Consider the following 19,778-nt stretch of genomic DNA (forward strand, 5'->3'; position numbering starts at 1 on the left):
TATCTGTAAGCCACTTTATTATGACTAGGTTAGCAGAAAAGAGATTGATAAAACTTGCATACTTCTGCTAGAAGATTTTTACACATTAACCTTGCTTAGTTCTAATTCCTGTAGCTTTTTGGGCTAATGTATTACTTTTATATTCGTAAAAAAGCTCAGAGAGCATTTGAATCTTTTGTAAGACATCAGATATATCAATATGAATGAATTTATAATTATAAATAAGAATTTCACCATTTGAAATGACGTATTGAACCTCATTCCCATTTGAGGCCCATATTATATTTTCCACAAGATTATCCTCCCTCGTAGGGGTTAAATTAGGTACAGTTAAATCGATTATAGCTATATCTGCTAATTTTCCTTGTTCTAGTGATCCTGTATTAAACCTTAGAAACTGAGATGGAATTATTGTGATTCTCTCTAAAACATCTTGAGCAGTCATTAATTTAGCATTATGATGAAATGCTTTTTGATATTGCGCAGCAACTCTTGCTGCATTAATGATATTTTGATTATCTGCACTACCAGATCCATCTGTAGATATTGCGAATTCTATTCCTCTTTCCTTAAACTTTTGTAATGGTGGCATACCAGAACCTAAAATAGTATTCGCCAAAGGATTATGAACAACTTTAGTCCCTGTTTTTGCTAGTATTTCCAAGTCGTGTTCAGTACAATGGACTTGATGACCTACAAATGTGTTTTGATCCAAAAATCCAATCGACTCTCCATATTCAATAGGAGTCATACCATATTCACCTTTGAACCACTCTGTTGTGGCAAATTCCTCACTGGAATGAATGTGAATAAGGGTTTTATGTTCAACTGACCATTTTTTTAAGGCTTTAAGAAGTTCTGGCCCATTAGAGAAGAATTGATCTGGACCAGGAATGATTTGGACATTCCTTTCATTACGATATTTTTGATAATAGGTCTCCATTCGTTCTACTGCAATAGAAGCAGGTTTGTCTAAAATTCGAGGGTCATAATGTCTATCTTGTGCTCCTACTGCAATCATGATTTTTGTTCCAGCCTTTTTATTAGCTCTAACTAATTCGTCTACATGGTATTTATTAAAATTACAGTGGTGTACAAGAGCAGTTGTGATACCATGCTGAATATCATCGATTCTCGCTTTTAAATAGGATAATTCATATGGAGAAACACCAAGTAGCTTTGTTAATTTTACTTCTTCTGAATGTAAGAACCCAGTATAGAGATTAACAGCCTCATCTAACCATGTTGTCAAGGGCTCATCCTTTGCTATACCAATGATAGCTGATTCATGATCATGTCCATGTGCTTTGACAAATCCTGGAAGAGCGACGCCATATATTTGTTTTAGCTCATTGGTTGGAGATAAATACGTCTCTTTCTCCCCAATGATCTCTATTTCTGAACCATATTTCTTCACAAATGATTTCATAATTTCTTGGTCATATTTCCCCACTTCTTTAATTTTATCTCCTTCTATCAAAATATAACCATCACTGATCCGTGCATTTCGTCCTAGTTGATCGGATATTGGTAATATAAACCGAGACCTTAGAATTTTATATTTCATGACCATACCTACCTAATGACTAAACTCCTTATATTCATTCAAAAGGTTTCAATATAGATTTTATTCTTCCTTTCAAGCGAGCTCCGTAATACGTATAAAGATGTAAGATCAATAATTTTTTTGCTAGCTAGATACTAACAAATCTTAAGGTGTTTTATATTTGGATTTATTAATTAAAGAAGGAACACTCGTTGATAGTACAAGAAGCTATCAAGCTAACATATGTATTGACCAGGGGAAGATCCATTCAATATTTGAAGGATCAAAACAGATTCAAGCTGATAAAGTGATCAATGCTAAAGATTTATTAATTTTTCCAGGAGTAATTGATTCACATGTTCATTTTCAACTACAAGATCTGGGAAAAATTATTTCCTCTGATACTTTTGCCTCTGGAACTCAAGCTGCAGCATTTGGAGGAGTAACAACTATAATTGATTTTGCGGATCAAACACGAGGTGAATCTCCTTACAAAGGGTTTTTGGACAGAAAAAAGAATGCAGATAAACAGGTAGCTATTGATTATAGTCTACATGTATCTTTAACCGACACTGATTTTCTTGACGAAATCCCTCTTTTAATAAAGGAAGGAGTTACAAGTTTTAAATTTTTTACTAGCTACAGTTGGAGGAATTTGTCCTTAGATGATTTCGACTTAATAAAACTTTTTCAGGAAATGCAAAAGAATCGTTGTTTGTTAATGGGGCATTGTGAAAATGATATTTTGGTACTTAAGGGACGTCAATCTTTAGTTAAGAGAGGTAAGACTGACCCAATATATCATGCTTATTCACGGCCGCATATTGTAGAAGAAGAGGCTATCCAACGGGTCATCCTCTTTGCTAAAAAAACCGGAATTAAACTTCATATTGCTCATATTACGACTAAGGAAGGAGGAGAGTTATTAGCAAATGCAAAACTTCAGGGATTAAAAGTCACTGGCGAAACATGCCCCCATTACCTTCTCTTAAATGAAGGAGCCTATAACGGTCCAAAAGGTTATTTGAATATTATGTCTCCTCCTCTACGACATACAAAGGATCAACAAGGATTACTTGACCACATAAAAGATAAAATTATCGATCAAATTGTCACAGATCATTGTGAATTTTCCCGAGAAAGCAAGGGAAGTGGAAATCTTCCTTTTGAGAAAATAGTAAATGGTATCCCAGGGATAGAGACTTCTCTTCCCCTTATGCATGATTTATTAATAAACAAACTGAATTTATCCTATTCTCAACTTGTGAACCTAATGTCAACTCAACCTGCTAAATTGTTTGGTCTCTACCCTAAAAAAGGCAGTTTGGAGATTGGTGCAGATGCTGATCTTATTATTTTTGACCCAACGCTGAAGAGACTGATTTCTCCAGAGATTCTTCATTATAATATTGATTGGAATCCATTTGAGGGCATTAAAGTAGTGGGATGGCCAATCGTGACTATTCTTAGGGGGAAAATTTTGGTTGAAAATGGAGAATTCATTGGACCTTCGAACTATGGTCAATTTCAAAAACGGAATCTTGTTGGAAAATGAGGATGTGATTTTGACTCTATTAATCTATACTGATGGTGCTTCAAGAGGTAACCCAGGAATCGCAGCTGCTGCCTTTATCTTGGTCAAAGATGGAAAAAAATTTTTTGAACAATGCAAATACCTTGGAAAACAAACTAATAATCAAGCGGAGTACCAAGCTATAATTCTAGCTCTTATTAAGGCATTAGAATTTTCCGAAAAGGATCTTATTTTATATTCTGATAGTGAATTGGTAATAAAACAATTAAATGGCGATTATCGCGTTAGACAACCTCATCTAAAGCTATTAAAGAGAAAAATCATGAACTTAAAAGAAGAATTCGCATCAGTAACCTTTTCACACATTTCTCGTGATAATATTTGGATTAAAAATGCTGATATTCTATGTAATCGGTGTATAGATGAAAATGAATGAGATTCACACATTTTACGAATTTTTTGATCTAGGAAGAATGAATTAAGATAATTAGCTAAAATTAGGTAATTAATCAGAATTTACTTTAATAAAATCTGGAGTTTTCCTAATCCACTCAAAATTAACCTGTGTTTTATTAGTAAAACTAACAGAATAATCCGCAAGATTGGAATGAAACTCCTCAATCTTTAAGATAACATAGTTATCTGTATGCTTTCCAATATTTAATAATGCTAGATCAATTGTTATCCAACCAATGATAGGAGAGTAGATTTCAGCCCATGCATGAGGAATAGGGGTAGGAGGGGTGTTCTGAACATGATAACCTGTTAATCTTCTAGATGGGATTCCTCTTCTTCGTGCTAATGTTAAAAAAAGATCTGTAAATTCATCACAATCTCCAATTCCTTCATTTAAAGCACGGAAGACCCCAACACGTTCTTCTAGTTTTTCAGGATTCTTAATTTTTGACCTAATATATGGAATAGAAGCCATTATCCAATCTTTCAAATAGTCCTCTTCAAACCATTTTATTAATGATGGATCTTGAAATAATGACGAAAATTGGGGCCAAAATTCTGTACTTGTTTGATATTTTTTCATAAATTTTTTAGAAATATTAGAAATTTTCCCCCAGTCATCTTGAAGCGACACATCTCTTTTATGTGGTAAAACTTGAATAATTCGATCAAAAGAAATTAAACCACTAGTTCGAACCTTACGATGGAAAAGAAAATAAGAATTTAACCCTTTTTTCTTCAGTTTAGTATAATTTGGTTGTTGAATAATCTTTATTTGTTGGAGATAGTCTGGGTAGTTGAAAAATTTGATAATTAAAACTGGAGAACCACTTTTGGCACGATATAATAATCTTTCTTGGTGTTCAATCTGCCATCCCATTTTTTTACTATTTCCTTACTAAAATTCATTAATTAGATAAAATTAATTATTGTTTGCATCAAGATTATTATGTACTCTAAATCGAATTCAGGAATATTTATTCACATGGTCATTTAGAAAATTACCCAAGAGGTTTTCTAGTTGGCATTTGAAACCCTAGAATTAAATGATAATGAAAGAAGTCGTCTTCCAGGTAGCTTTATTGAGATCTCGGAGGGTTATGTCCACTATGAATTAACAGGATCAGAAAACGGTGATCTAGTAGTCCTAATCCATGGGTTTTCATCCCCCTATTTAGTTTGGGACTACATTTTTGAAGAATTAGGGCAATCTGAATTTCAGGTTTTACGTTATGACCTTTTCGGACGGGGTTTCTCTGATCGTCCTATTGCTAATTATAATTTTGCATTTTTTGTTCAACAGCTCCATGAATTACTCCAAAAATTAAATTTAAGTAATAAAAAATTCAATCTTGTTGGGTTATCAATGGGAGGTGGAATAACTATGACTTTTGCTGATCAATATCCTGATTTGATAAAAAAAATAACTCTTTTTGACCCAATTGGATTTTCAAGTGGGATTAATATCCAATATTTAGCTTTAAAAATTCCGTTTCTTAATCGATTATTTCTAAAATTTTTAATTAATCATCAAATGTTGATTAATAGTCAAAAACCAGATTTTTACATGTATAAAGAAGTTGATCAATATTTAGAACAATTTAAAGCTCAGCTAAAGTATAAAGGTTATCTTAAAGCAATCCATTCAACTATCCTCAATAGTCCATTCAATAGTCTAAAGAATGTTTATCAACGTGTAGGAAAACTTAATATACCAATTCAGCTTTTTTGGGGGGAAAAGGATAAAACAATTCCTTTTAAAACAAACGAAAAAGTACGAGCAGCCATCCCACACATTATTTTTCATCCAATTCCTAATTGTGGACATATGCCTCAATATACCCATCCTCAGGCCGTAATTCCACTTCTATTGGAATTCTTAAGAAGTAATTTGTAGAATTTTTTTAAAAAATCTATTCCTTCATTTCACATTTCTAAAATTTTTGTATAAAAATAATTTATTAAAATTGTATCAGAATAATTAATAATAAGCCATGTAAACATTCTAGCAAATAACTTCATGTATAAAAATTATTAGTAACTCGTAAGTAAGAGGTATTAAAATGCCTTTTGGGCCTTTCAAGAAAAAGAAAAAGAAGGATTTACCTAATCCACCCTCATTTAAGACGGAAAATGAATTCCAGAGTCCAGCTGTTGAGCTTAAGACTCCTGAACCACCAAAAATGAAAGATTTTCAAAAATTTTCTTCAAGTACTGAGGACTATACATCAGAAAAACAAGGAGAACTGCAAGGACCTCCAAGATTAGAAGGACCCCCAAAAGATGTTTCAGGAGATTTCTATCTAGGCCCCCCGAAAGAAGGTATAACGAGTCATCCTCATTTACCAACTCCTCCAGCTTTCGGAAGTACTATACCTTCTTCACCTTCAAGTTTTAATAGATCAACAGAAAAACAAACTAGTCCTCTATTTGAAGATGAAAAGGTAACTGAAGATATTTTAAGAGAACTAAAGCAAACAAGTTTTGGTTCAGATTTAGAAAAGGCCCCTATTGAAAAAAATCAACGAATGTTGGTCGATGAATTTAATAAAAGACGTTTACAAGAGACAAAACGAAATTATATAGCTGCTGGTGATAAACAATTAGAATTAAAGTTTTACGATAATGCAGCAACAAATTTTGCCTGTGCTATCCTGCTAGATTTAATTTCTGAGGGTTACGAAGCAGCAAACCAAACAAAAACAGATTTAAGCAGACGGAAACCATCAGCAATACTTGATAATCCAGTATTTGATAGTGTAAGGTTGATTATCGAAGCTGTTAAAACAAGAAATTATACATTTTTTTCTCGCGCTGAGAAAAATTTAACAAAGCGAAAAGAGAGTATGTATCCAGAGGACGCTGCAATTATTGAAAATGGCATTAAAGCAGCTAGAACTCTTCTTGAATTATGATGAGAGGAGAAAAAAATCCTTAATTGAGGATATTATTTTATCCTCTATATATCATCGAGGAAAAGTATTTAATCTAAGACTTTAATTTAAAAAGAGAAAAAGAAGAGAAAAATCAAATTCCTGCCATAGTTAGTGCCATTATAGCTTTTTGGACATGTAAACGATTCTCTGCAACGTCATAAATACAAGATCTAGGCCCTGATGCTACCTCATCAGTAACCTCATGACCCCGATCAATAGGCATAGGGTGAGTAAAAATCGCATTATCAGTTAACGCCATTTTTTGAGTATCACAAATCCAATCTGGATATTTTAAGGCTTTTTCAATTTCTTTCTGTTTAAGAAATTCCCCATCTTGATAAGCTTCAGGGCTCATCCAGTGGCGAGAATAGACAACATGAGCTCCCTTATATCCATTAGAAACATGATTAGTTGTTTCAAAATTACTATTGTTTTTATTACAGTTTTTTTCAGTCCATTTAATAACTTGAGGATCAAGGTCAAAACCCTCAGGAAAAGCAACAGTTACATCCATACAATATCGTGATCCAATAAGCATTGCCTCTTGTACAGAACACCAAGACCGTGCTAAAGCACCATGACCCCATGTAACAAGTAATTTCTTCCCTTTTAAAGTTCTCCAATCAGGAGGATAATTAGTCCCTTTATTAAACCATTCTGACCAACCCATGACATCTGCAAGACCTTGACAAGGGTGATACTTATCATGAGCCATAGAGATTATTGGAATAGTGGACCAACGAGCATATTCTCGAAGGAGATCTTCGCCTTCTCCATAAGTACCTACTTTATCTTCCAGGATTCTTATTCCTAAGCCATGACCGTATCTTGCCATTACTTGAGCTGCATCTTCTACAGTCTCTCCAGCTGTCTTTTCGGTTTTCAATCGCATGGCTTTAGGTTCAAGAAATTGAGCGTGACCACCCAATTCAGTGGCAGCTACCTCAAAGCTTTGTCTTGTTCTAACAGAGGGATTATAGAAAAACATAAAGAATGTCTTATTTGCTAAAACACGACTATATCTAGATGAGTATCGCTCACGTTTCATTCTACCAGCCAGATCTAGAACTAGATCCAACTCATGTTTTGCCCAATCTTGGGTACAGATTAAGTCTCTTCCATATAAATCTGAAAATTCCATAGTTCTATCTCCATATCATTAAGGAACTATTGTGGTTCCTGCTTTTCCTTCAAGTGCTGCAGCAGCCAATTCAGGTCTAGTAATAATAACTTTCTTGCCACCATCTTTGATAAACCTGATAGCTGCTTCTAGTTTTGGACCCATAGATCCCTTTAATTTAGACCCAAAAACTCCTTTTTCTAAATGATTCTCTAATTCAGTAACAGTCATTTTGTCAATACCCCTTGCTTGGGGAGTATTAAAGTCTAAATAAACTTTATCAGTATCAGTCAGAATTGCAAAGTTTTCTGCACTAATATCAACAGCTAATCGTTCACCAGCTAAGTCTTTATCAATAACAGCTTCCACTCCCTTAACAGTTCCATCTAAATTTTTAATTACAGGAATTCCACCACCACCACTAGCAATCACAATAAATCCTGCTTCTAAAAGAGAATTAATTTGATCCTTCTCATGAATTGCAATAGGATCGGGGGAAGGAACCACCCGACGATAACCCCGACCAGCATCTTCAATAATTACAAAATCAGGATGCTCAGAAGTAATTTTATCTGCCTGTTCTCTTGTATAAAACGGTCCTACTGGCTTAGATGGATTTTTAAACGCAGGATCATCTCTCGAAACAATGACTTGGGTAATAATAGTTACAACTTTAATTTTTTCTTTAGGATCAAGACGACTAGGTGGACCTTCAGTATATAATAGATTGCCTAGAATATTCTGAATTAAGTAACCTATCTGAGCCTGTGTCATGGCCCCACAGATATCCATTGAAAGAACAGGTCTATTATGAGGAGGATAGGATCCTGCTTCCATTTGTAGCATAAGATTACCTACTTGCGGACCGTTTCCATGGGTGATCACCACCCGATAATTTGGAATAATCTTCATGATTTGTTTCGCTGTTTCAGTGATATTCTCGATTTGTTCTTCCTGTGTTCCCCTTTGTTTTCCTTTGATCATAGCATTTCCGCCGAGTGCAATCACAACTAGTGGTTTTAGCATTTTTATTCCTCAATCTGACGTATAATAATCAACACTTAATTTGATTGAAAAAGATGTCATATTCTCTATCCCTAAATTGCTTTTACAAAAAATAGGTAAAATCATCTAGATAACCCCTATTTTGCCCATAATCTTCAAGGAATTTATGTAAATTCCTTCTTAAAAGAATCTTAAATTAATTTTTACTATTTAGTATTTTAAACGGCTATTAACTCATGAATTTTTAAGATCACAGTTACTTACTTCAAACTAGGCTTTTTAACTCAATTTTTATTTCCATTCTAATTTTTTTATTGAAATTCACAATCAATTTTAGTAAAAAATCATTGAATTTTCCTCTAAGAAAATCACAAAGAATTTAATCAAGTATAAATTGTTAATAGTATTACAAAAATCTAAAGACCAGAGGCCATGAACTGATTCAGAGGTCTAAGAGGTCCTCATGAGGATTTTCTGTAAAATGGTAGTATGACTCCAATGGAAGGAGTAAAAATGAACCTAACAGAAGCTGAAAAACAATTTTTAATGGCTATTCGATCAATCGATCGTCATCCTAATGATTGGAATACGGGGGAAAATTTAAACCCAAATCTTGAGGCATTACGGAACCGAGCGAAACTGATATTCCTAGCCAAGCTCAATGAAGCAAGTTTTGAGAAAATAACCATTGAAAAGCTTATTGAAAAGGATTTGGTGAAAGAAAACGATGGATTATTTTCTTTAACTAGCTCTGGTCTGACTTTAACACGGCAAGTAGCTAAGGAATTTATCGCAGAGACTTATAGTAATACATTGGTAAGGTTAACGGAAAGTAAAATTGCTTCAAACGAACGTAAGCGGATTTATGGTAAAGACCTATACCAATTTAACATGTTGACCATGAACCAGCTTGCCAAACTACTTGAAGTTCTGAATTTATCCCCTGCTAGTTCTCTTCTAGATCTTGGTTGTGGACTTGGTAAGATTGCAGAATACATCTCTGATCAGACCCAAACGTCTGTCCTTGGGATAGATATTGCATATGGAGCTATTGATGTTGCTTTAAAACGTACCCAAAAAAAAAGAAACCGCATTAATTTTCGTGTTGAGGATATGGACGAGCTTTCTCTTCCTCAATTAAGATTTGACTGCATTATCGCTATTGATACTCTTTACTATGTTGAAGATCTTGAAACTACTGTAGATAAAATGAAGCGAATACTGAAACCTAAAGGTCAAATGGGGATATTTTATAGCCAAGTGTGTTCTCCTAGTGAATCGATGGATATTCTGCTTTCACATAATACAAAGCTAGCAGAAGTGTTAAAAAAACTTAACTTGCAATATCAGACATACGAGTTCACTGAGGAAGAAAAAGAGTTTTGGAATCAAAGAAAAAAAGGATTAGAAGAATTCAAATCAAATTACGAAGCAGAGGGAATTTTGGATTTGTATGAGATAGGATATCAGGAAGCTGTTAATTTGGTTAAGACTTTTAACGAGGGTAGATGCCGACGATATTTTTATCATGTCATCACTTGACTAAAGTAAAAATAAACAAATAGAATTTAAGATTATTTTATTTTGATTAGATCACGATAAAAGAGACTATTGAACGAATCGTTCAAAAGAAAATACTAAAAACCGTTATATTTGCAATTTTTATTCTTTTATCATATAGTTTAACATTTATCTTTTCTTCTACCGCGAATAATTCGGATCCTTCCGAATTCAAGAATAAAATAACAGAAGATCAGATCATTGTCTTTAATTCTGATATTGGTAATTTATTTGGTCAATATATACTAGAAGGACACATACTATTTATAGAAGCTAGGTTGCTCTTTAAGGATAAAATTATCTAGATTGAGGACTAATTGTAATAATTTAGGACCTTTCAGAAATATTTATGAAAAATATAACAACTACCTTGGGAATACAAATCACTCTTTTATATAGGTATGATAACAGATGAACTCGAAGGAAAGAGTCCAAATAGCTCTTGATCATAAGGAACCAGATTGTGTGCCACTTTTTGAGGCATGGATCGAGAAAGAAATTATAGATCAGTTCTCTGGTGATCCATATTTAACAAGAATTCATCTTGGAATGGATTGTTTACCGTTAGGAAGTCAGCCATCTAATACAAAAGCTTACAAAAATGGAATAGATGAATGGGGACGGATTTTTAAAAATGGACACTATGGAGGCGGAGTAGTTCAAAATTATAAGGATTTAGAACAATTTACACCCCCGCATTCACATGCAGCTGATTGGTTTCCAGAAAAAGAGATCGAACGAGTTAAGAAGGAATATAAGGAAGAATATGCCCTTTTTTATGCTTGGCATGATTGTTCATTAGGTTTATCCTATTTATCAATGGGAATGGATAACTTCTTCCTAGCGTGTTATAATGATTTAGAATTTGTAAAAGCGGTGATTGACCGAAGTACATTATGGACACAGGCACTAGTCGAAGAAGCAGTCAAAAATGAAGTAGATTTTATAGTATTAGGGGATGATGCTGCGGATAATAACCGTCCCATGATATCACTGCAAATGTTTCAAGAACTAATTCTTCCAGAATATAAAAAAATTACTAAAAACTGCCCTATTCCCATAATCTGGCATAGTGATGGAAATATTGAAACACTACTCCCGTTTATCGTTAAAGCAGGATTTTCTGGAGTCCATTCACTAGAACCAAAAGCAGGAATAAATTTACAGAAAATTAAACAAATCTATGGAACAAGTTTAGTACTTGCTGGGAATGTGGATACGACTCACATTTTATGTCAAGAGGATTTAACTTTGGTAAGAGAAGAGGTAAAACGAACAATTACACAAGGAGCACCAGGAGGTGGTTATTTGTTTTCTTCAAGTAATAGTCTATATCTAGGGCACAAAATCCTAGCAATAACAGAAATGTATCGATTTGCTAAAAAGATTGGAAAATATCCTATAAAGGATGCTAGAATAGTTTAGTAAGTTTAGAATGGGAATTTTATGTTTATTCTTACAAAATAAAGAATTTATTGACCACATATAGTAAACTAAAGAAGGGTATTTTTCTACAGTTAGAAAAAAAGGAATTAACACGACTACTACTTCAACCTCATCTCCAAGCTTTGTACTCCTATTAGGACTTATAGGATCTTTATTTCTTTTTAAAATAGGGGAAATAAACTGATGGTTATAAAGGAGTTCCTCGTTAATTCAACTGAATTATGGATAGGAATCTAAATTTTTTTGCTATTTTTGAAGTTAAATTAAATATTCCCTCCTGATAAAGAATGATTGTAGAAAAAAAGGCATATAAAACTGGTTATTTACTGGAGTCTAAGAAAGGGGTAATATATTTTTATCAAACATTTTTCTAAGTACAATTCAAGTATTTTAGAGTTGCTTACTTCATCTGTTCTTATTTGTTCTAAATTGTGGACGAACAGCCCAAAACTATAGAACACTGTGTTTGTTAACTGAAACACCCTGTTCTAAGTTATATTCCTTTTGTTCTAATGTATAGGTCTTTATTCATTAAGAAAAGCTCTTTTATTGTTTAATAACAACATAAAGAAGAATAGGCATTAAAAGGGATCGTTTTTTAATGAAAAAAAAGATCAACAGACTCAAAATCTACAAAATAGTTCTCTTTATTACTTTTCTATCAGCTACTTTTACTTCCATTCACTTCCTAGAGGGAAAGATTCCAATATATACGAAAACAGATCTTTTCATCGAACCTTATATTACTCATTTTAGACAAGGGTGTAATACAACCTTTCTTATGAGCTGGGATGATGCACGGCCAACAGATGTCTATCTGAGGGCAATCGATCTGAAATATGGAATTTCACATACTATTTTTGCTCCTAGCTATCGTTCATATCCCAATCGAAGCTTTTGGCGGTATGCTTTCCTCTTAGATGAAATGTTTCAGGGATTTGATGTACAATCACATAATGGACTTCATGTATATCTTTCAAGATATAACGCTGAAGAACAGGAGGCTTTTATCAAATGGGGTAAAACTGGAATAGAAGAATTATTTGGATTTACACCTATTGTTTTTGCCTATCCTAATGGCGATACAGGAGGATCTCAGTATGTTAAAAAATATTTTACTTTAGGTCGAACCATTGATAATGGAGGAACCTCATGGCCCCCTACTCAATGGGAGAAAGAAGGAGTTACCATTTCCTTTAATGGCATTAATGATAAGAATCTAAAGGATATTCCTATTATCTTAAAGCAAATTTTTCACACTCCTGGATTTCACGTGTTTAAAGGATACTCTCATTCAAACTTACCTGGATCTGATTATGGGGTTTCAGATTTTGAGAAGTATGAAACAGTAATTGAACAGATTTCAGGTTGGGAAAATGTGTGGTACACAAGTTGGGGTGAGTTAGTGGCTTATGAAATTGAAAAAAACCAAATTTCTGTTTCTAAAAATATAGTGAGATGTGTTGATTTCATTGAATTTACTTTATCAACAGTCCCAACCTTAAATACAGATATTTATAATGTGCCCATTACTGTTGCTCTTTCTCTCCCTGAAGAATGGAGTAAACCCACAGTACAAATCGACAGTAAGTTCATTTGTGAATTTTCCCTAAAAACTAACAACAACGTACCTCAAATATTTATTGATGTAAAACCCAAACAAGGTAATCAGAGAATAAAAATCTGGAAAAATCAACCCTCTATCGACCATTCTCCACCAGAAATAGCTAATTTTCGAATTAATACCATCACATACCAGGAAAATTGGGAATTAGAACCTCCTAGAGAAAAAACATTTTCATTTCTACGATTTGAGGCTTGTGATGAGGATTCACAAGTTGTAGAAGTAAATGCTATGGTAACTCTTTTTAACAACAGTCAATTTTTCTATAAACAAATGAAAAATCCAATATTTTGGAACAATAACTCCTATGGAAGAGTACTTTGGAATCCGAACATCTATAATGGTGATGTCCAACAAATCAGTAAACAAGAGGTTAAATCTACCACGATTATTGTAAAGGATGGATTAGGGAATATTCGTAAATCCACCTTCGATCAATTTGGAGGATTAATCGAAACTATTGTTGAAAGCTCCAATAATAATAGAAACTAATATTCCCTCAGATCTATTTCTTTACAATCACATTTTTAATCATTTATACTTCTACCTGTGCCTTTTAATATTAATATTAGGGGAATTATATCTATCTAGCAGTATTCAAACAAAATGGAAATGGGCAAAAAGATAAATAAAATAGATATGGGCGAAAATTAATTTACAAATTACATCAGAATGCTTTAAAAATTATTTAAATGGAAAACTAAATAATGTCATTAGGTTATTTAACTAAAATAATAAAATGCATCAAGCGTAAGATTTAAAATTTATTTTTTTTGATTAAATTCCAATAAAAACTACTATTGGATGAAATGTTCAAATGAAAATGCTAAAAACCAACGTATTTGTAATTCTTATTGTTCTTTCATTAAGCTCAACATTTTTCTTTTCTTTTGCCACAAATAATTCGGATCCCTACGAATTCAAGAAAAAAATAAAAGAAGATCAGATAACTGTCTTTAATTCGAATGTTGATGATTTAGTTATTCAATATATGCTAGAAGGACACATTCCATCCTTAGAAGCTAGTCTGGTCTATAAAGACAAAATCATATGGACTAAGGGATATGGTGAGCAACCGAAAGTTGATACTGTTTATAAAATTGGAAGTATTACCAAATGTTTTACTGCGACTGCTCTACTTCAACTTTATGAACAGGGAAAATTTGAATTAGATGATGATGTTAATAAATATCTACCATTTTCTATAAGAAATCCATATTATCCCAATAAACCTGTTACATTTAGATTATTACTTCTACATCAATCAAGCCTCCTTCGTGGTGGAGATCTCTACTATTCTTATATTTTAAATGATTTAGAACAGCAATTAGGAGTAAGTAATGAAAGCCTTCTGGTCTATCCTGATTGGCTAGAAGATATTTTTCTTTCTGATCCAAGTAATGACTCTGAGGTTTGGGCTACCTGGGCTCCTGCGGAAAAACAATATTATTTAACCTATTCAAACTTAGGCTATGATCTCTTAGGGTATTTAATTGAGATTTTATCAAATCAATCAATTGATGAATATTTCAAGAAAAATATCTTCGACCCTCTAAATATGACCAACACTCATTATACTTATCAATCCTATTCTCCAGATAGGTTGGCTATCCCACATGAATGGATTCCTGAAGGACATAGTTTTTTTTATCCACTACGCCCAGAGGATTACCCTAATGGTTCTGATAGAAATCACCACATTCCTATTTTTAATTTAGATGAACGTGGAGCAGGTGCTTTACGATCTACAACGACGGATTTGGCCAACTTTTTAATTGCTCACATGAATAATGGAATCTATGGAGATAATAGAATTCTAAGTGAAAACTTAATTAATCTAATGCATAATGAAAGTCAGGTTTTCTATGGTAATAAAATCTATGATTCATATGGATTCGGGTGGATGAATGAAAAGATCATCACTGTAGAAGTAGATGGAAAGGATGTAACACATTTTCTCCAAGGTCACGGTGGACGAGTCTTTGGATTTAATTCTCTGATGCTTTTTAATCAAGATATAAATATTGGTGTTATTGTTTTTGTTAATCAAGGCAATAACTTCTATGAAGATGACCCCATATCGCCTATTTTTAAAGTATTGTATGAAGAAGGAATTAATTTTAGAGAGGCATACATATCGAGTTCTGATGATACTTCTGGATTTGAATTCTTAATAGTTATTTTGACAGTAATATTCTATGGTTCCTTTAATAAAATATTCAGGAAAAAGTAAAAATTTAATCTAATCGATTTGACTTCTACTTGTTTATTAATAAAATGTTAAGAAATTTCAATCTGATAGATAATAATCAACAATTTATTAGTTTGAAAAATATTTACATGTTCTTTCTCTTTTAATTCTTCGTTAAAATATACCAATATCCTTATTCTCTTTTGAGAGTATCCATGTTACCTTCTGATGTCCAATCTATTTTTTTTATACGATTTATTAGATTTTGTAAGAAAAATTCATCAATATTCATCATGTCTCTGAAAGTGTCAGCATCAAGAGGTTTATTGACATAATACATAAAGATTATTTTGATCAGATTTAGCATTAAACAGAGGATCCTATCTATGAACCTAAACGAAAAGAAAATCTTACCGCCTAAAGCAACAATTAAACCACATAAAATGATTAATCATGGTACAGAACGAGTAGATAACTATTATTGGTTACGAGAAAAAGAAAATGCAGAAGTCATTGAATATCTTAAAGCTGAGAATGTTTATACAGATAAAATGATGGATCATACCAAATTACTTCAAAAAAAACTCTTTAAAGAGATGAAAGGTAGGATAAAAGAGGATGATGTTAGTACTAAAGAAAAACATAGAAATTACTACTACTATTGGAAAACATTTAAAGGAAAACAGTATCGAGCTTATTATAGAAATACTTCCAATGATTCATCAAGCGCTACTCATGAAGAATTACTTTTAGATGAAAACAAGGAAGCAGAAGGCTTAGAGTATTATAAATTAGGGTTTTTTAAAGTAAGCCCTAATGATAATTTCCTGGCATATTCTGTCGATACTTCTGGAGCAGAAGAGTTTGTAATCTATTTTAAAGATCTTATAACAGGAGAATTATTTCCTGAAACAATTCAAAACACTTCTTATACCTTTGCATGGGGAGGAGACAATAAAACTGTCTATTATACAACTCTTAATCCTCAAAAACAACCAGATAAGGTATATAAACATGTATTGGGGACGGATCCATCAATAGATGAACTGTTATATCAAGAAAAAGATGAACAATATTATCTCAAATTGAATGTTTCAAATGATTATCAATACCTATTTCTTACTCTTAGTAGCAAAAATACATCTGAAATTCATTTTTTACCTCTTACAGAAGGAAGAAACCAAAAATTTACTATGATTCATCCACGAGATGAGGAAAATGAATTAGAATACTATCTAGAACATCAGGCTGGAAAATTTTTAATTTTAACCAACTTAGATAATGCTGAAAATTTCAAGCTAATGCAAACAGACATTGATACTCCTAGTATTAATAATTGGGAAGAAATAATCCCACACCGTAAAGAAGTTTATCTAATAGATATAGTACCTAAACAGGCTGGACTAGTCTTATATGAACGTATAGATGGTATTAAAAAAATTAGAGTCCTAGCAAATAATTTTGATTATTACATTGATTTCCCCGATGAGATATATACCACTTGGAAACCCATTCATCTTCAAGAATCATTAGTAAATCCTGTATATAGCAGTCCACTTATTCAGTTTAATTATACATCATTAACTAATCCAACCATAAGGTATGAATATGACATTTTAACAAAGAGTCTACACATGCTTAAGCAAGAAGAAGTACTTGGATACAAACCAGAAGAGTACAGAACTAAACGTCTTATCTCCACTGCAGAAGATGGATCAGAAATATTCATTTCTTTGGTTCATCACAAAGGGATTGTACCAAAAAGTGATCAACCATTACTTCTTTATGGATATGGATCATATGGATATACTATCGATCCACAATTTTTAAGTACACGAATAAGCCTACTGAATAGAGGTATAATCTATGCAATCGCCCATATCAGAGGAGGAAGTAGCCAAGGAAGACCTTGGTACGAAAATGGAAAGCTTTTAGCCAAAAAGAATACTTTTACTGACTTTATTGCCTGTGCAGAATATTTAATAAATGAAGGATGGACCTCAAAAGAAAAGTTGATTATTATGGGGGGTAGTGCAGGTGGTCTTCTCTTGGGAGTAGTGATCAACATGCGACCAGAATTATTCAAAGGAGCAGTTGTAACAGTACCATTTGTAGATGTAGTAACAACTATGTTTGATGAAACAATACCATTAACAGTACTAGAATATTTAGAATGGGGAAATCCTAATGATAAAGAATATTTCGATTTTATGTTATCCTATAGTCCTTATGACAATGTTGAACCTAAAGTTTATCCCCATCTTCTAGTCACTGCTGGATTAAATGATCCTCGTGTCCAATATTGGGAACCAGCTAAGTGGGTTGCAAAATTAAGGATTCTTAAAACAGATAATAATCTCCTCCTCTTAAAAACGAATATGGGGGCTGGTCACGCAGGAAAATCAGGAAGATATGATTATCTTAAAGAAATTGCGCTTTATTATGCCTTTTTTCTTGATATTTTGGGTATAGATAACTAACGGGTAGCTCTTGAGCTATTATTTAATTTATTATTTAAATCAATAAAGTTTTCCAAAATAAGAACAAGAGTATTATTTAATAGTGTTTTTAATTAAAATTTAATCCGTTTTATTAAATGGAAGTCTTCTTAATGTCCTTTAAACGAACATCATTGCTTTTTCTAGGAGTCTTTGCTCTTCTTGGGATGATAGGTATTATTAGTGCTGCATTATTAAATTCCAATTTTGGAACATTGAATATAAGTCCCGTTTCAATATCGCATGCAGAAGTACAGCTTAGTGGATTGTTATATAAACCTAAAAGTGTCTCGTCTATGACTCCTTATCCCGCTGTTATTCTTACACATGGAATTGGGAGCTCCAAGGAATATATGAGTGGAATTGCCTTAGAACTCAGTCGGAGAGGGATTGTCTCTTTAGCTGTTGATGAAATAGGTCATGGTAATTCGGGTGGAACTTTCGGGTTTACTAGCGATCCTACATTAGGAATTTTATCAGCAGTAAGATATATTGAATCACTTTCTTATGTGAATAAGTCTTCCATAGGTCTTATTGGTCACAGCCTCGGAGCAGGAGCTGTACGAGCTACAAGTATAGCACATGGTAATATCACTGCAACAGTATTAATCGGAGGAGGAGTAGGGGAAATGGTTGAGGAAGCAGCTTATGGGGTATTTAATGCGACATTTCCAAAAAATCTATTAATTGCAGTTGGTAATCAGGATATTCTATTTGATATACCTTTATTAAAAGAGGATTTAAGGCCAATTTTTAACACAACTGATGTGGTTGAGCCTAATATTCAGTATGGAAGCTTTTCTACAAATACCGCCCGTAAATTTGTCTTAACATCTACTATACATCTTGCAGAAGCATTTGATCCTTTTATTGTTTCTGAAATAGTCCAATGGATGGAATCAACGCTTAATCCATCAAGCCAATTGCAGCTATCTCCTTCAGATTATCTCTTTAATTTAAGAGATCTTATCCTTGTCGGCAGTTTTTTTACCTTTATTGGTTTTATTTGTTGTTTTTCGGCAGTTTTATACGATCTTTTAGATGTTCGTAAGAAAAAGATGCAAGAATTATTTTCTATATCATATCATGAAAATTGGAAGATACTGCTCCTCTGGAGTTGCCTTGGGGCTATTTTATTTCTTCCTATGATGATAGCTGGTACTTTCATTCCTTTCCCTCCTTTATTATTTGGAACTTCGATCATTTGGTGGTTATTCATATGGGGGATTTTAGGATTGTTATTGATTAAATTTTTTATTCCTAAATTCACAGAAATTACCCCAGATATTAAAAAAAGACTTCAAACCTCCCTAAATAAGCAGGAAATAATTATTGTTATCCTCTTAATCATTTTCATCTATTTTATTAGCTTTTCATTAAAAGTTATTTTTAACCTAAATTTCCAAATTTTAACACCATTATTTGGGGATTTATTCCCTATTCCCCGTCTATTCATCTTTTTTGTCTATATACCTTTCTTATTCATTAATTTTTTTGCAGATGGTTTGTTTTTTTATGAATATTATGATAATAGAACGGAAAAAGATGTAAAATCAACACTTTCACAATTCTTCAAGATTACAGGTGTAAAACTAGCTCCTTTTGGAGTGATCATCTTTGTATTATACGTTCCATTATTTTTATTTAACCAAAAGATCATTCCAGGCTTTTTGGGACTTATCCTAGAGTTTCTATGGGGTATTATTCCTTTAATCACAATTTCAGCAATTTTTACTGACTGGTTTTATCGATTAACACGTTCAATAGGAACAGGAGCCCTTTTTAATGCTTTGATCATAGCTTGGATTATTGCAGATACATTCACTCTGGGAGGATTCCTATAAACAAGGAATAGATATATT

General features: G+C 32.9%; 15 protein-coding genes. 10 read left to right on the forward strand and 5 right to left on the reverse strand.

Annotated features, from left to right (window positions below):
- Positions 1 to 85: 85 nt before the first annotated feature.
- Positions 86 to 1,567, reverse strand: coding sequence for an amidohydrolase family protein (locus tag ACWVCY_RS04000; protein ID WP_455140453.1), 1,482 nt, complete (start codon positions 1,565 to 1,567; stop codon positions 86 to 88).
- A gap of 160 nt (positions 1,568 to 1,727) precedes the next feature.
- Between ACWVCY_RS04000 and hydA the strand changes: the two genes are divergently transcribed.
- The gene (hydA, locus tag ACWVCY_RS04005; RefSeq protein ID WP_455140455.1) at positions 1,728 to 3,101 is read left to right on the forward strand and encodes a dihydropyrimidinase; all 1,374 of its coding nucleotides are present in this window, start codon (positions 1,728 to 1,730) and stop codon (positions 3,099 to 3,101) included.
- A gap of 10 nt (positions 3,102 to 3,111) precedes the next feature.
- On the forward strand, positions 3,112 to 3,516 hold the full coding sequence (locus ACWVCY_RS04010) for a ribonuclease HI family protein (RefSeq protein ID WP_455140457.1): 405 nt from the start codon (positions 3,112 to 3,114) through the stop codon (positions 3,514 to 3,516).
- Positions 3,517 to 3,585: 69 nt separating this feature from the next.
- Here the strand turns inward: ACWVCY_RS04010 and ACWVCY_RS04015 are convergent, their stop codons facing one another.
- Positions 3,586 to 4,416: a transglutaminase-like domain-containing protein gene (locus ACWVCY_RS04015; RefSeq protein WP_455140459.1), complete on the reverse strand. Its 831-nt coding sequence runs from the start codon at positions 4,414 to 4,416 to the stop codon at positions 3,586 to 3,588.
- A 141-nt stretch (positions 4,417 to 4,557) separates the two neighbouring features.
- On the opposite strand from ACWVCY_RS04015, the gene ACWVCY_RS04020 reads away from it, so the two are divergent.
- Positions 4,558 to 5,433: an alpha/beta fold hydrolase gene (locus ACWVCY_RS04020; protein ID WP_455140460.1), complete on the forward strand. Its 876-nt coding sequence runs from the start codon at positions 4,558 to 4,560 to the stop codon at positions 5,431 to 5,433.
- A gap of 166 nt (positions 5,434 to 5,599) precedes the next feature.
- On the forward strand, positions 5,600 to 6,451 hold the full coding sequence (locus ACWVCY_RS04025; protein ID WP_455140462.1) for a hypothetical protein: 852 nt from the start codon (positions 5,600 to 5,602) through the stop codon (positions 6,449 to 6,451).
- 112 nt (positions 6,452 to 6,563) lie between these two features.
- Here ACWVCY_RS04025 and ACWVCY_RS04030 read toward each other — a convergent pair whose 3' ends face one another.
- Positions 6,564 to 7,613, reverse strand: a complete 1,050-nt coding sequence (locus ACWVCY_RS04030) for an ornithine carbamoyltransferase (protein WP_455140464.1) — start codon at positions 7,611 to 7,613, stop codon at positions 6,564 to 6,566.
- A gap of 18 nt (positions 7,614 to 7,631) precedes the next feature.
- Positions 7,632 to 8,618, reverse strand: coding sequence for a carbamate kinase (arcC, locus tag ACWVCY_RS04035; RefSeq protein ID WP_455140466.1), 987 nt, complete (start codon positions 8,616 to 8,618; stop codon positions 7,632 to 7,634).
- Between the two features lie 492 nt (positions 8,619 to 9,110).
- On the opposite strand from arcC, the gene ACWVCY_RS04040 reads away from it, so the two are divergent.
- The 4 genes from ACWVCY_RS04040 to ACWVCY_RS04055 all read left to right on the forward strand — a co-directional run bounded on the left by ACWVCY_RS04040 (position 9,111) and on the right by ACWVCY_RS04055 (position 15,460).
- Positions 9,111 to 10,139, forward strand: a complete 1,029-nt coding sequence (locus ACWVCY_RS04040; protein ID WP_455140468.1) for a class I SAM-dependent methyltransferase — start codon at positions 9,111 to 9,113, stop codon at positions 10,137 to 10,139.
- A 429-nt stretch (positions 10,140 to 10,568) separates the two neighbouring features.
- Complete coding sequence (locus tag ACWVCY_RS04045; protein ID WP_455140470.1) at positions 10,569 to 11,582, forward strand: uroporphyrinogen decarboxylase family protein; 1,014 nt, start codon at positions 10,569 to 10,571, stop codon at positions 11,580 to 11,582.
- Positions 11,583 to 12,204: 622 nt separating this feature from the next.
- Positions 12,205 to 13,719 carry a hypothetical protein gene (locus ACWVCY_RS04050; protein ID WP_455140471.1) on the forward strand — a complete coding sequence of 505 codons (1,515 nt, stop codon included), beginning with the start codon at positions 12,205 to 12,207 and terminating at the stop codon, positions 13,717 to 13,719.
- Between the two features lie 325 nt (positions 13,720 to 14,044).
- Positions 14,045 to 15,460 (forward strand): serine hydrolase domain-containing protein, encoded by a 1,416-nt coding sequence (locus ACWVCY_RS04055; protein ID WP_455140473.1) that lies wholly within the window; start codon positions 14,045 to 14,047, stop codon positions 15,458 to 15,460.
- Between the two features lie 151 nt (positions 15,461 to 15,611).
- Here ACWVCY_RS04055 and ACWVCY_RS04060 read toward each other — a convergent pair whose 3' ends face one another.
- A complete protein-coding gene (locus ACWVCY_RS04060; RefSeq protein ID WP_455140475.1) occupies positions 15,612 to 15,785 on the reverse strand; it encodes a hypothetical protein in 174 nt (57 codons plus the stop codon).
- A 19-nt stretch (positions 15,786 to 15,804) separates the two neighbouring features.
- On the opposite strand from ACWVCY_RS04060, the gene ACWVCY_RS04065 reads away from it, so the two are divergent.
- Together ACWVCY_RS04065 and ACWVCY_RS04070 are read left to right on the forward strand one after the other, a co-directional pair.
- Positions 15,805 to 17,898 (forward strand): S9 family peptidase, encoded by a 2,094-nt coding sequence (locus tag ACWVCY_RS04065; protein ID WP_455140477.1) that lies wholly within the window; start codon positions 15,805 to 15,807, stop codon positions 17,896 to 17,898.
- A 131-nt stretch (positions 17,899 to 18,029) separates the two neighbouring features.
- The gene (locus ACWVCY_RS04070; RefSeq protein WP_455140479.1) at positions 18,030 to 19,760 is read left to right on the forward strand and encodes an alpha/beta hydrolase; all 1,731 of its coding nucleotides are present in this window, start codon (positions 18,030 to 18,032) and stop codon (positions 19,758 to 19,760) included.
- The last annotated feature ends 18 nt before the right edge of the window (positions 19,761 to 19,778 follow it).

The sequence above is a fragment of the Candidatus Hodarchaeum mangrovi genome, assembly GCF_975850365.1.

Excerpts from the sequence above, each read along its gene's own strand:
- ACWVCY_RS04000 (WP_455140453.1), bottom strand. The coding sequence starts at position 1,567 with ATGAAATATAAAATTCTAAGGTCTCGGTTTATATTACCAATATCCGAT.
- ACWVCY_RS04015 (WP_455140459.1), bottom strand. The coding sequence starts at position 4,416 with ATGGGATGGCAGATTGAACACCAAGAAAGATTATTATATCGTGCCAAA.
- ACWVCY_RS04025 (WP_455140462.1), top strand. The coding sequence starts at position 5,600 with ATGCCTTTTGGGCCTTTCAAGAAAAAGAAAAAGAAGGATTTACCTAAT.
- ACWVCY_RS04030 (WP_455140464.1), bottom strand. The coding sequence starts at position 7,613 with ATGGAATTTTCAGATTTATATGGAAGAGACTTAATCTGTACCCAAGAT.
- arcC (WP_455140466.1), bottom strand. The coding sequence starts at position 8,618 with ATGCTAAAACCACTAGTTGTGATTGCACTCGGCGGAAATGCTATGATC.
- ACWVCY_RS04040 (WP_455140468.1), top strand. The coding sequence starts at position 9,111 with ATGAACCTAACAGAAGCTGAAAAACAATTTTTAATGGCTATTCGATCA.
- ACWVCY_RS04045 (WP_455140470.1), top strand. The coding sequence starts at position 10,569 with ATGAACTCGAAGGAAAGAGTCCAAATAGCTCTTGATCATAAGGAACCA.
- ACWVCY_RS04050 (WP_455140471.1), top strand. The coding sequence starts at position 12,205 with ATGAAAAAAAAGATCAACAGACTCAAAATCTACAAAATAGTTCTCTTT.
- ACWVCY_RS04055 (WP_455140473.1), top strand. The coding sequence starts at position 14,045 with ATGAAAATGCTAAAAACCAACGTATTTGTAATTCTTATTGTTCTTTCA.
- ACWVCY_RS04060 (WP_455140475.1), bottom strand. The coding sequence starts at position 15,785 with ATGCTAAATCTGATCAAAATAATCTTTATGTATTATGTCAATAAACCT.
- ACWVCY_RS04065 (WP_455140477.1), top strand. The coding sequence starts at position 15,805 with ATGAACCTAAACGAAAAGAAAATCTTACCGCCTAAAGCAACAATTAAA.
- ACWVCY_RS04070 (WP_455140479.1), top strand. The coding sequence starts at position 18,030 with ATGTCCTTTAAACGAACATCATTGCTTTTTCTAGGAGTCTTTGCTCTT.